Annotated in this window: 12 protein-coding genes and 1 pseudogene; 2 read left to right on the top strand and 11 right to left on the bottom strand. The window is 64.3% G+C overall.

The features are described 5' to 3' along the window. Positions 1–317: winged helix-turn-helix domain-containing protein (locus tag OOT08_RS17815; RefSeq protein WP_325094199.1), on the bottom strand; the 317-nt coding region annotated here is incomplete at its 3' end. A gap of 159 nt (positions 318–476) precedes the next feature. On the opposite strand from OOT08_RS17815, the gene OOT08_RS17810 reads away from it, so the two are divergent. Together OOT08_RS17810 and OOT08_RS17805 are read left to right on the top strand one after the other, a co-directional pair. After that, the gene (locus tag OOT08_RS17810) at positions 477–944 is read left to right on the top strand and encodes a GNAT family N-acetyltransferase (RefSeq protein ID WP_325094198.1); all 468 of its coding nucleotides are present in this window, start codon (positions 477–479) and stop codon (positions 942–944) included. A 98-nt stretch (positions 945–1,042) separates the two neighbouring features. Next, a complete protein-coding gene (locus OOT08_RS17805) occupies positions 1,043–1,906 on the top strand; it encodes an alpha/beta fold hydrolase (protein ID WP_325094197.1) in 864 nt (287 codons plus the stop codon). Here the strand turns inward: OOT08_RS17805 and OOT08_RS17800 are convergent. The 10 genes and pseudogenes from OOT08_RS17800 to OOT08_RS17755 all read right to left on the bottom strand — a co-directional run. Continuing rightward, a complete protein-coding gene (locus OOT08_RS17800; RefSeq protein ID WP_325094196.1) occupies positions 1,903–3,048 on the bottom strand; it encodes an AI-2E family transporter in 1,146 nt (381 codons plus the stop codon). The two genes, OOT08_RS17805 and OOT08_RS17800, sit on opposite strands and share 4 nt — an antisense overlap. 132 nt (positions 3,049–3,180) lie before the next feature. Further along, positions 3,181–3,720: an Lrp/AsnC family transcriptional regulator gene (locus OOT08_RS17795; RefSeq protein ID WP_325094195.1), complete on the bottom strand. Its 540-nt coding sequence runs from the start codon at positions 3,718–3,720 to the stop codon at positions 3,181–3,183. Positions 3,721–3,895: 175 nt separating this feature from the next. Continuing rightward, positions 3,896–4,531, bottom strand: coding sequence for a zinc-binding dehydrogenase (locus OOT08_RS17790; protein ID WP_325094227.1), 636 nt, complete (start codon positions 4,529–4,531; stop codon positions 3,896–3,898). Between the two features lie 45 nt (positions 4,532–4,576). Next, a pseudogene (locus OOT08_RS17785) lies at positions 4,577–4,792 on the bottom strand (alcohol dehydrogenase catalytic domain-containing protein); the annotation flags it as partial. A gap of 165 nt (positions 4,793–4,957) precedes the next feature. Then, a complete protein-coding gene (locus OOT08_RS17780) occupies positions 4,958–5,722 on the bottom strand; it encodes an SDR family NAD(P)-dependent oxidoreductase (RefSeq protein WP_325094194.1) in 765 nt (254 codons plus the stop codon). Positions 5,723–5,814: 92 nt separating this feature from the next. Next, positions 5,815–7,200 carry an APC family permease gene (locus OOT08_RS17775; RefSeq protein ID WP_442916284.1) on the bottom strand — a complete coding sequence of 462 codons (1,386 nt, stop codon included), beginning with the start codon at positions 7,198–7,200 and terminating at the stop codon, positions 5,815–5,817. A 134-nt stretch (positions 7,201–7,334) separates the two neighbouring features. Further along, complete coding sequence (locus tag OOT08_RS17770) at positions 7,335–8,525, bottom strand: NAD(P)/FAD-dependent oxidoreductase (RefSeq protein ID WP_325094193.1); 1,191 nt, start codon at positions 8,523–8,525, stop codon at positions 7,335–7,337. Next, entirely contained in the window at positions 8,522–8,734 is a 213-nt protein-coding gene (locus OOT08_RS17765) for a ferredoxin (protein ID WP_325094192.1), read from the bottom strand. The genes OOT08_RS17770 and OOT08_RS17765 overlap by 4 nt, the downstream gene beginning before the upstream one ends. Before the next feature lie 9 nt (positions 8,735–8,743). Then, positions 8,744–9,883, bottom strand: coding sequence for an aromatic ring-hydroxylating oxygenase subunit alpha (locus OOT08_RS17760; protein ID WP_325094191.1), 1,140 nt, complete (start codon positions 9,881–9,883; stop codon positions 8,744–8,746). A gap of 188 nt (positions 9,884–10,071) precedes the next feature. Beyond that, positions 10,072–11,952 (bottom strand): UvrD-helicase domain-containing protein (locus OOT08_RS17755; protein WP_325094190.1); only part of this gene is annotated, 1,881 nt, incomplete at its 5' end.

Here is an 11,952-nt window from a genome sequence, read left to right as displayed (position 1 = left end):
GCACGATCCGCGCGGCGCGGATTCGACCGGTTCGGCTCTGCCAGGCCGTGCCGGACGACCCGGCTGGGCCCCGCCGCGACGGTCGTGCCGGAGCCGGGGCGCGCCTCCAGAAAGCCCTCGCCGAGGAGCTGTTCGTAGGCCGTCACGACGACCGACCGGGCGACGCCGAGCTGCTGGGCCAGGGCGCGGCTGCCCGGGACCCGCTCCCCCGTGCCCAGCTCACCGCGCAGAATGAGCTCGCGCAGTTGCGCCACCAGCTGGGCTGCCAGGGAGAGGTCGCGGTCGCGGCGCAGGCTGAGCTGGGGCAGGCGGTGCACGGGTCCTCCTCGGGGACGGGGAAGCAACGAGAGAAGCGGTCCGGTCAATCCTGCCAGAAACGGACTGTCCACCGGGCCGCTCCTCGGGGATGCTGGGAGTGCGGCCCCGCTGGGTCGCCCGCCGGCTTCGGCGGCACACCGTGAGATCAAGAGGAAGCCATGACCGCATCCCCCACCCCCGTTTCCGTCCGCCAGGCCACCGTCGACGACCTCGACGCGCTGACCCCGCTCTTTGACGCCTACCGCCAGTTCTACCTGCTGCCGAGCGACCCCGAGCTGGCCCGCGGTTACCTCGCCGACCGGATCGGGAACGGAGAGTCCACCGTCTTCCTCGCCCTCGACGGCGACGCCGTCATCGGTTTCACCCAGCTCTACCCGGCGTTCAACTCGCTCGACGCGACGCGCTGCTATGTCCTCTACGACCTGTTTGTTGACCCGAACGCCCGCCGTTCGGGAGCCGGGCGGGCGCTGCTGAACCGCGCGGCCGAGTTCGGTCGCGAGCGCGGCGCAACCCAGCTGGAGCTGTTCACGGCGCACACGAACACCCGGGCGCAGGCGCTGTACGAGTCGCAGGGCTGGCAGCAGGATCACGAGTTCCGCAGCTACGTGCTGCGCCTCGACGCCTAGGCGCTCGCGCGGTTCCGCGGGCGGCGGGGCGGGCGGCTAGGCTTTTTGGTGCCCTGCCCCTCCCTCCGCCGCGCGGGGGCCGACGAGACGAGTCCCCCGTGTTTGTGTCCCCGCATCCGGATCGCGAGCGCCGCCTCGCCCTGCCCGACGGCCGGGTGCTCGCGAGCGCCGAGTTCGGCCCCGCGGACGGTCGGCCCGTGCTCTTTGTGCCCGGGGCCGCTTCGGGCAGGCTCATGAGCTTCGGGCCGGAGCTGCTCGCGGACGCCGGGGTGCGTCTCGTCTCGGTGGATCGCCCCGGGCTCGGGGCGTCCTCCCCACACCCCGGGCACAGCCTGGGCTCCGTCGCGGACGACCTGGCCGCGCTCGCGCGCGAGCTGAGCGACGAGCCGATCCCCGTGGTGGCGAACTCGCAGGGCGCGCCCTTCGCCCTTGCCCTGGCGACCCGCTGGCCGCTGGCCCGGCTCGTGCTCGCCGCTCCCGCGGACGAGGTCGCGCTGCCCGCGACCCGTGCCCAGCTCCCCGAGGATTTCCGGGAACTGATCGACCGGGTGGCCGCCGACCCCCTCGGCAGCGAGGCCCTGTTTTCCGGCTTCACCGCGGGCGGCTTCTGTGATTTCGTCCTCGGGCAGGTGGCCCCGGAGGACGCAGCGGTCTACGAGGACCCGGATTTCCGGGCGGGCTTCCTTGCCGTCGTGCAGGATGCCCTGCGCGCCGGGGGCGCGGGCTACGCCCGCAACACGGTGCTCGCGATGAGCCCGTGGCGGCTCCCCCTCGCGGATCTCGAGCTGCCCGTCGAGCTCTGGTTCGGCGCGGCCGATACCGGGCACTCGCCCGACCTCGGCGAGACGCTGGCGAGCCGGATTCCCGGGGCGAGCCGCCGGATCGTGTCCGGCTCCGGCGGGGCGCTGCTCTGGCACCGCCCCGAGCTGATCCTCGGGGCGGCGCTGGAGTCCGCGGACTAGACCGTTTCGGAGCGTTTCTGCTTCATCGGGTAGGCAGGCTCGTTTTCGCCGTTCCAGACGGAGATGATGCCCCAGGCCACGGCTGCGATCGGCACGGAGAGCACCGCGCCGACGATGCCCGCGAGCACGGTGCCCGCGGTCAGCGCGAGCAGGATGACGAGCGCGTGCAGCTTCAGGGAGCGACCCATCACGATCGGCTGCAGGAAGTTGCCCTCCAGCTGGTTCACGAGGACCACGATGCCCACGACGATGACCGCGGCGACCGGGCCGTTCGCCACGAGGGCGACGAGGGCCGCGAGGATCCCGGCGAGCGTTGCGCCCACCATCGGGATAAAGGCCGTCATGAACACGATCACGGCGAGGGGCAGCGCCAGCGGGACCCCGAGGATCCAGAGGCCGACCCCGATACCGATCGCGTCGACCGCGGCCACGGTCGAGGTGCCGCGGACGTAGCCGCCGAGGGTCGTCACCGTCTTGTCGCCGATGCGGCGGGCCCGGGCGTAGCTTTCGCCGTGGAAGGGGCGGAGCAGGAACTCCCAGATCTTGGGGCCGTCCTTCAGGAAGAAGAACAGCACGACGACCATGAGGATCAGGCCGGTCACGAAGCTCGCGGTCGCGGAGATGCCCGCGATCGCGCCGCTGCCGAACTGGCTGCTCGTGAGGAAGTCGGTCGCGGTCTTGATGAGGTCGTCGAGCTGGTCCTCAGAGATCGAGAACGGCAGGTGCTTGACGAACTCCCAGAGGGTCTTGACGCCCTCGGTCGCGGACTCCGCGAGGTCCTCCCACTGGTTCTGCACCTGGGCGACGATCAGCCAGACGATGCCGCCGATGACCACCATCACCCCGATCAGGGTGGTCCAGGTCGCGAGGATCGAGGGCATCCCCTTCGAGCGCATCCACTCGACCACGGGGTGCATCGCCGAGGCGACGATGAGCGCGATCACGAGCGGGATGATGAGCAGGCTCAGCCGCGTCATCGCGAACACCCCGAGCGAGACGAGGGCGAGCACCGCGAGGATCTGGACGCTCCGGGTGCCCACGCGGCCGAAGCCATCGCTCCACAACCCGGGCTTCTTCGGCGCGTCAGCCGCATGCGGCAGACGCTCGGGCGGAACGGTCAGGTTGATGCGAAAGAGTCCCACAGCAGTTCTCCTTGGTGCGTTGAATCGGCGTCGTACTCACCGCGCCGGCGGTGGCCAGCGCATGGTTCAGCGTACACCGGCATCGAAAACCGGTTCATCTGTGTCACCGCCCGAGAGGGAACGACCACTGTGTTATTTCTGGCCGAACCTCATAATCGGGTACCCATACGACACCTTGTGAATTTTCAGTTCCATGTGGGTTTCAAAACTGAGTACCCCGTCGATTCCGGCAATCCGCTCGTGCAAGATCTCGTTCAGGTGATCGTTGTCTCGGCTGACAAACTGGAAGTAGATATCGGAAGTGCTCGCGAGGGAGGACACATAGGTGGCTTCATCCCACGTAGAGATTTCCTCAATCACACTTGCCTGTTTCCCTGGGGCCGACCGCAACAACACAAAGGCGAGGATCCGGTACCCCATCTGGAACGGGTCGGCGATCGCAATAATGGTGAGTGCGCCAGAGTCCTGGAGACGGTTCACCCGAAATCGGATTGTTCCCTCGGAAACATCAAGTTCGCGGGCAATCTTTCGGTATGACATCCGCCCATCAGTCTGGAGCAAACCCAAAATCTGCTGGTCCAGGGAATCCGGTGCCTGTCGGTCGTTGAGATGCTGAGGATCCCCGGCCGAACGGTCCGCTGATTCGGAGGACGGTGTGGGCAGATTGGGCATGTGGGTCCTGTGTTCTTCCTCCGGCGTCCACCCTTGGCGTGCCGGACTGTCGAAGGTTTCACACTATCGAACCAGCGCACCACCGGCAACGCTTGCGCGTGGTTTTCCCGAGCCCCCGACCGAGGCTTCCGGGGAGGAGCAGGCGAGTGCCCCTCCCCGGAAGCCTTGGACCGTGCTACGCATCCGGTACTAACACGGCCCGTCCAGATACCCGCCCCGAGTTCAAATCGTCGAAGGCCTGCTGAAACCCTGACATGGGGTATTTCACCGTGTGCAGGGTAACTTTCCCCTGCGCTGCCAACGCCATCAGTTCAACCAAATCGTTGTACGTCCCCACGAGATTTCCAATGATGTTCGTTTCAGCACTAATGATGTCGATCGTTTGCACCCGAAGCTCTCCGCCATAGCCGATCACGAAGTAGCTCCCGGCTCGTTTCAGCATGGCCGCACCTGCGGCGAGCGCCGTGCCCTCTCCAACGAAATCAAGGACGACTTCTGCTCCGGCACCGCCAGTGATCTGTTTGACGGTCTCGCTCTCCGTCCCCTCCGCAAGCACGGTGTCATCGGCGCCAATCTCCCGAGCAAGCGCCAATGCTTGCTCGGACTGATCAACCACAATCACTCGCGCTGCCGTGAGCGCTTTGAGAACTTGGATACCAATGTGCCCAAGCCCGCCAGCGCCGATCACCGCTACCGAGTGCCCCGGGCGAAGCATCGTGGAGGCTTTCCGCACGGCGTGGTATGCGGTGAGGCCCGCATCGGCGAGTGCGGCCACATCCGCCGGTTCCAGAGTGGGATCAAGTTTGACCACGCTTCGAGCTGAGGTTCGAAGATACTCAGCCATCCCCCCGTCCGCGTCGATTCCGGGAAACCGCGACCGTTCGCAGTGGACGTCGTCACCGGCTCTGCATGGCAAGCACAGACCACAGGTCGCCAAGGGGTGGAGGATCACTCGATCTCCTATCGCAACGTTCGTGACGTTGCTCCCCAGGGCGACGATCTCGCCGGCATTTTCGTGCCCAATCGTGTATGGAAGCTGTATTCCGCTCTTTTGTTGCCACTGCCCCTCCATGACGTGTAGGTCGGTGCGACAGACTCCAGCGCCCAGTACCCGGACAAGGACGTCAAGGGGATCTTGCACCCTCGGGGTAGGGACGTCGTCATACGAGAGAGTGTTGTCGTAGGCGTGGACCCGGATCGCTTTCATCGTTTCTTTTTGCGGAGCATTCGTCATCGCTTACATTCCTTTCAGGAGGGGGAGCCCCGCAGCAGCAAATCCGCCGTCAACGTACAGTGCTTGCCCGGTTGTCCAGCGAGCATTCGTCGCAAAGAACGAAACTGCCTCCGCGATGTCAGCGGGTTCTCCGAAGCGAGCGAGCGGAGTCCTGGCCATTTCGTGGTCGGCGATGGGCCCTCGATCCAGGTAGTCGCCACCCATGGCGGTTCCTACGGTTCCAGGGCCAACCCCGTTCACAGTGATTCCGTACTGGGCCAGTTCGAGTGCGATGGTACGAGTAAACAGGAGCGCCGCTCCCTTTGATGCGCAGTACGCGCTTTCGTAGGCAAAGCCCTGGAACGATGCGGTGGACAGAATGTTCACGATGCGTCCCCCGCCATTCTCTTTCATCCGACGCGCCGCTTCTTGAGACGCGAGGAACGGGCCCCGGGCGTTGACCGCCATTACCCGATCCCATATTTCAACCGTCGTCTCCAGAAACGGCTCGTCTGCAAAGATCCCTGCTGCATTGACCAGGGCGTACGCAGGCCCAAATGCCTCGTCCATCCGTTGAAATGCGGTAGCGACGCTCTCCGCGTCAGAGATATCAACCTGCGTCTGCCAGGCGTCCACCCCCATGCTCTTCAGTTGGTCGACCGTTTCCGTTGAGGTTTCACGATCAAGCACGGCGATTCGGTAGCCGTCCTGCGCGAGTCTGAGGGCAATTCCTTGGCCAATTCCTTGGCAGGCTCCGGTTACAACAGCGATGTTCCCCGTATGTGACATGGTTCTTCCTTTTTTCTCGGCGGGTCCGATGGAACGTACCCACTCATTGGGTCAGAGATTGGGTGCCCCCGTGAAGGGGCACCCGGGTGGGGTTATGGGTGGAGGAGATTATCGTCCTCATCACGGATTCGCCAACGAATTTTCTGTTTGTCTTGGAAACGCTGGCGATACCACCAGAGCACGCAAGCGAACATGAGAATGCCAATTCCCACGATGGTTTCCGTGATCCCGCCGTATCCGGTGAGCCCAGGATTGAGGATTCCCACGATGATGGCGAAGGTGTTGATGGTGACGAGGGCGCTCGCAATCCAGACCCAATACCCCGCCAGCCGCATTGGTCGATGGGCCTCTGGCATATCTCGCCGAAGGAGCACGAATGCCGCAACAGCGAGGGTCACCGCGGATAGGTAACCGAGATTGCTGGCAAGGAGGATAGCGATCGGTTCGCCGAGAACGATGAGCACAACGATGTTGATGACCATGTCGACGGTCAGTGCCCGTCCGGGGACCCCATATCGGTTCAGGACGCCGAGTTGTTTCAGCGTTCCTCCGGATCTCGCAATCCCATACAGTGATCGACCACCGTCGGCGGTAGCCGTCATCATCGCGATAACAAAAGCCGCCATGATCGGTAGCTGCCCCAACCAGGCAAAATCGCCGAGAATCAGTTCGAACGCTAGCCCAATGTAATTCACCGGGTTCGCTCCGATCACGGCTTCCCCCATCGCTCCGACCACCATAAACGGCACCAAGAAATAGATACCCATAATCATCAGTCCAGATCGGCGGAGCGCTTTCGATGCGTCTCGAGCCGGCTCACGATACTCAGCGGTAAAACTCGCAGTGACTTCTGTTCCATAGGTGGTCCACGCCGTGATGTAGAACCAGACCACAATGACTTTCCAGTCAAAAGGGGAGCTTTCTCCCGTGAAGGTCAGCCTGGAGATGTCAAAGTCTGCGGTGGTCGAGAGCAGCGGTCCGATGACAAGGATGATGATCCCGATCACGAGGAGGGCCCCGGTGATTTTTGAGACCCCCGCAGCGACCTTGATACCGAAGTAGTTGAGCGCCCATGCGGCGATGATTGCTCCGATTGCAATGAGATAGGGCAATCCGAGCTCTTTCCCGAAGGGGAGCTGAAGCGCAATCGTGTTCTGGGGGAAGAACGCTTGTTCCACCAAGTTGCCAAGCACAACGCCCTCCACAGAGAGCGAGAGCGACCAGCCCATCCAGTATCCGAACGCTGCGATTGCTCCCAACGGGGCAAAATGGCGTTTCCATCCTTCGTAGGCGTACACCGAAATTCCGCCAGATTTGTTGGGCATCATTGCCGCAAGCTCAGAGAAAATGTTGTTCTGCAGAAAACCAAAGAAGCACGCAACGGCCCAGATAATAATGGCCGTCCATCCGCCAATCGCCCCGATGGTGTATCCCAGCGTGAGGAAGAGTCCAATTGGCATGTTCAGAGCAAAAACCATCCCGTCACGCCAGGTGAGCGTCCGCCTCATTGCGGACTGATCATGGCGGGGTTGATCTGGTTCTGCGGGAGTCCTCCCCGCTGGTTCATGTGTTTTTGTCATTCCCAACCTTCGTTCCGTCGAATAAACGTGCGTTAAGAAACTGCAAGCACCTCCCCTCTCCACTCGGGGATCTGACGAACTGATGTGTTTTGCGCCACCCATCTGCGGCACTGAACCGCGAGACGGGGCTGGTCTACGATGCAGGCGCCAGTGAGGAACCCGTCCCGGGCATAGAGCACTGTGAGTGAGCCGTCCTTGGGGTGATGGACTGAAATCTGGTCATAGAGAGAGGTGTTTCCCACGATGGTGAGACGGTGGCCAAACTGATCCGACCAGATATAGTCGGCCGACTCGATTCGTCGGTGGCCACCGTCGAGGAGGTTCTTCACCACCACCTGCGCCTGTTGGTGTGCGTTGGTCCAGTGTTCGTGCCGCTCTGGTTCCCCTGCGTGGTTCTCCCAAGTACTCACGTCCCCGACGCCCCAGATGCGGTCAGCTGCACGCCCGTTGGCGTCACAGATGAGACCAAGTCGCTCGATGCGTAGCCCTGAGCCCTCGAGCCATTCTGTGTTTGGAATCGCGCCAATACCGAGGACTGCGAGGTCGCAGTCCACGACGCTGCCGTCGCTGAGCTGGAGACCGCTGAGGTGAGTTTCCCCAAGAAATCCCTGTACTCCGACGCCGCATCGAAGATGTACCCCGGCCCCTCGAGCGATATCCCCGACCCGGTGGGCGGCCTCAGGCCCGAGATTCCTGCCGAGCGGAATGTCTGCCGCTTCGATCACGGTGGTCTCCGCTCCGCGGCTTCGGACGGCCGAAGCTACTTCTAATCCGATAAACCCACCACCAATGACGGCGACATTCTGGGCACGGCCGAGCGCACTCCGAAGGTGGAGCGCATCGTCGAGGGTGCGCAGGGTGATCACGCCACTGGGAAGCGCGTCGAAGGGGTTCCGTGGCCGGGCACCCGTTGCAATGATCAACTCGTCATAGCGGATGTGTGTTTCCCCGACCAGAATCTCCTGCGCTTCGGGGTCGACTCCGGTTGCCGGTCGCCCAAGCATGAGGGTGATGCCGTGTTCCGAATACCATCCCGGGTCAGCAATGTCGACCGTGGGCAACACTTCGGCAGTCAGCACCTCTTTCGACAGGGGCGGTCGATCGTAGGGCAAGAGATCTTCCGCCCCGATCATGGTGATTTCTCCGTCGAACCCCTCGGCACGGAGGCCTTCAGCTGCCCGATACCCGGCGACAGAGGCGCCAACAATAACCACGTGCTTCATGATGTCTCCAGTTCTTTCTTCAACGCTGCAGCTGGGCAGGCGCGAATTGCTTCCTCCGCAAGCCCTAGTTCCCCGGCCTGGATCACGGGCTTGAGGATGAGGACTCGACCATCCGGGCCGAGATCGAAACGATCGGGATCCGTGATCACGCAGCTCGCGTAGCCCTGGCACCGTCCTGGCACGGAAACCACCCGCGTGTTGTCGTTCATTGCCGACTGCTAGTCAACGAGCCGCTTTAACGTTGCTTGCATAAAGGCCTGCAATGGGCTCTCGCTGTCGAGCATCAGCCTCCCAATGGGGACCCGTCCGCTCGCGTATCCTGCTTGCTGGATGTCTGTCGCCTGCTTATCTTCGATCAGGGTCTGATCCCACATCTCCACCCAGGCTTTAACAAGTTCGGGGTCCGTGCCCGGCTTCGAATACATATCCACATATGCGTAGCAGTGGTTCTCATCGATGGGTTGCACGGTGCCAATAAAACCCACGAAATCGTCCAGTGCGAAAAAAGACGAGGGGTACGTAAAGGCGAAGCGGAAACCTTTCAGGCCGGCCGGGTCGGCATCCATCGGGAGCCACTTGAGCGGGCCGGTGTGCCAGATGGTGTTCTCGCCCGATTCAATATCGTAATCATCGGGGCTGGTTTCGTATGTCTTCCCGAAACTCTGCTTGTGGATCGTCGGGCAGTGATAGCACTCGACCGCATTTTCGGCCCAGAGTTTCCAGTTGCAGTCCATGTTGTATTCCAGCCGGACCTCAAATTCGTAGTCACGCAGATCCTCGTTCAGCCCATCGGTCAGCTCCCGAATTTCGGCGGTCACGCTTGCGAGGGGTTCAGCTTGCGGATCTGGATTCACAAAAACCCATTGGTCCCAGCGCTCCACAGAGACCGGGACCAGGGAAATTTCTGAGCAGTCGAAATTTGGTTCCCGATCCATCCGCGGCGCGTTTTTCAATTGACCGTCGAGACCATAGGTCCAGCCGTGGTACGGGCATTGCAGCAGGGGTTTGTTCCCGCTTTCCTGAGCGATCGAGTGCAACCGGTGTCGGCACACGTTCACGAACGCTCGGAGCTCCCCGTCACGACCGTGCGTGATGATAATCGGCGTCGCTCCAGCTCTGGTTACGGCATAGTCTCCTGGCTTGGCCAGAAGCGACTCATGACAGGCATATTGCCACGTCCGAGAAAAGATTTTTTGCTCTTCCAAGTGCACCATCTCTGGGGCTGCATAAAACGCCGCGGGGAGGGTGAATCCTTGCTTCAGGGCCTCAAACATCTCCTCATCAGACGGGAGACCGTATTTGTCCCGGAGACTCTCCAGGGTCAGGGGAATAGGGGCAAGCTGCCGCACAGCACTCATGCAAATCTCCTTTGATTGCGAAAAGTATGAGGAATAAATCTACTCATTGCGCAATAGATTCCCACTTCGATTACGCAAAGTCAAGCAAGGGTTAGGGTCAGCGTCGAAACACGTAATATTGCTGACGGAAATCCAGGAACCGCATTCGGCTGGAGCAAAGCTCCTCAGAACCCGTGTGCCGCGTGCGCTCAGGAGCCGAGCGTGCCCGGCAGGTCGACGAAGCCCGCGTCGGCCAGTTCCAGCGCGAAGGGCGATTCGCGCCCGGCAACCGTGACGAGGATGACGCGGCTGCGCGCCCGGGTGAGCGCGACGTAGAACAGTCGGCGTTCCTCGGCGTGCGGGAATCGCTCGGCGGCCGGCATGACGAGGCTGAGCACGGGGTCGTCCTCGCGGTCGCTCGGGAACCCGCCGCGGGTGAGGCCCACGAGCACGACGGTGTCCGCGGCCTGGCCCTTGACCGAGTGCACGGTCGCGAAGCGGACGCTGAGGTGCGCGAAGGACGCCGCCAGGGTCTCCCGGAGCCGGTCGCGGTCCTTGCGGTAGCGCCCCAGCAGGAGCACCGTCTGGCGTCCGGCGGCCCCGGGCGCACGGTCGAGGTCCCGGAGCAGCTCCAGCACGGCCCGATCCGTCGCCCCCTCCGAGCCGAGCACCTCGAGCCGGAGCGCGGGCCCGCCGTCCGCGATCGCGCGCGGGGCCCCGCCCCCGGCCCCGGGGACCGCGAGCACCCGTTTCGGAAGCTGCTCGGGGTTCGCGGTGATGAAGGCGCTGGACGCGGCCGCGAGCTCGGCCCCGAAGCGGAAGGTGCGCTCCAGGAAGAGGCGCTGGCCCGCCCCGAAGACCTCCGCAAAGTGGGTCATGATCCCGAGGTCAGCCCCCGCGAAGCGGTTCACGGACTGCCAGTCGTCGCCGACCGCGGTCAACCGGACCCCGGGTTCCCGGGTGAGCGCGCGCACGAGCGCCGCGCGGGCCCGGCTCGTGTCCTGCACCTCGTCGACCAGCACCGAGCGGAACGGGCTCGACCAGCGGCCCGCCGCCACGAGGTCCGTCGCGGCGAGGATGAGATCCTCGAAGTCGAGCTCGCGCCGGGCGGCGAGGGCCCCGTTCCAGGCGGCGAAGACGGGGAGGAATACGCGGAGGAAGCGCTCGCCGCGCGCGCGGTGCTCGGGAGCCTGCCGGTCGAGAGCGCGGATGATCGCCGCGCGGTCGAGCCGGTTGTTTTTGGCGTGCACGATGGCGGAGCGGATCAGGGACAACTCGGTGCCGGTGGGCCGCACCTCGGGCGGCACCTCGGGGGTTCCGGCCGCGGGGCGTCGGCCGGGCTCGCCGCGACGCCAGGCCTGCACGTCGGCGCGGAAGGCTTCGGAGCGGGCGGAGAGGCCACGGATGAGGTCGGCGAGGTGCTCCCGGTCCCCGTCGCTCACCCAGTCCGCGAGGCGGGCCTCGGCCCCGGTGGCCTCGGCGACGATGCGGAGGGCGAGCGCGTGGAAGGTGCTCGCGGTGACCCCGGTGGCGCTGAGCCCCACACGCGGGAAGCGGTCGCCGATGCGGTCCCGGATTTCGCTCGCGGCCTCGGCGTTGAAGGCGAGGAGGAGGGTTTCGGCGGGGCGAACGTCCCCGCGGGCGATGGCGACGGCGGCCCGAGCGACGAGGGTCGCGGTTTTCCCGGAGCCCGCGGCGGCGACCACGAGCAGCCGCGGCTCGCCGCTCAGGGCCGCGGCGGCCTGCTCGGGGGTGAGGGGGCTGTCTTCGAGGCCCGCGAGCAGCGCCTGGTGCCGCAGGGTTTCGCGGCGGAGGATCTCGGCGTTGACCTCGTCGGCGTATGCGGTGAGGTCGCTGTGCCAGAGCCGGACGGCGAGGCGGATTCGGTCGCTGGCCTGTGCGAGCACCTGGCCCAGGGCCTCGGGGTCGGCGCTGAGGGGGAAACCGGGTCGGGCCTCCCGCCAGGCGCGGATGCGGTCCTGGCTGACCCAGCCGGGGGCGCTGAGCTCGCGCAGGGCCTCCCCCGTGACGGTGCCCGCCCAGGCACCGACGCGGAGCAGGTCGCCCGCCCCGTCCCGGGCGAGGTCTTC

It is taken from the genome of Leucobacter sp. M11 (genome assembly GCF_035726885.1).
Lineage (GTDB): Bacteria > Actinomycetota > Actinomycetes > Actinomycetales > Microbacteriaceae > JAPFRB01.
The sequence above is the reverse complement of the archived record's forward strand: the minus strand, read 5'-3'. Positions and strand labels throughout refer to the sequence as shown.

Coding starts and splice junctions, on each gene's coding strand:
- OOT08_RS17810 (WP_325094198.1), top strand. CDS start 477: ATGACCGCATCCCCCACCCCCGTTTCCGTCCGCCAGGCCACCGTCGAC.
- OOT08_RS17795 (WP_325094195.1), bottom strand. CDS start 3,720: ATGCCCAATCTGCCCACACCGTCCTCCGAATCAGCGGACCGTTCGGCC.
- OOT08_RS17780 (WP_325094194.1), bottom strand. CDS start 5,722: ATGTCACATACGGGGAACATCGCTGTTGTAACCGGAGCCTGCCAAGGA.
- OOT08_RS17775 (WP_442916284.1), bottom strand. CDS start 7,200: ATGGTTTTTGCTCTGAACATGCCAATTGGACTCTTCCTCACGCTGGGA.
- OOT08_RS17770 (WP_325094193.1), bottom strand. CDS start 8,525: ATGAAGCACGTGGTTATTGTTGGCGCCTCTGTCGCCGGGTATCGGGCA.
- OOT08_RS17765 (WP_325094192.1), bottom strand. CDS start 8,734: ATGAACGACAACACGCGGGTGGTTTCCGTGCCAGGACGGTGCCAGGGC.
- OOT08_RS17760 (WP_325094191.1), bottom strand. CDS start 9,883: ATGAGTGCTGTGCGGCAGCTTGCCCCTATTCCCCTGACCCTGGAGAGT.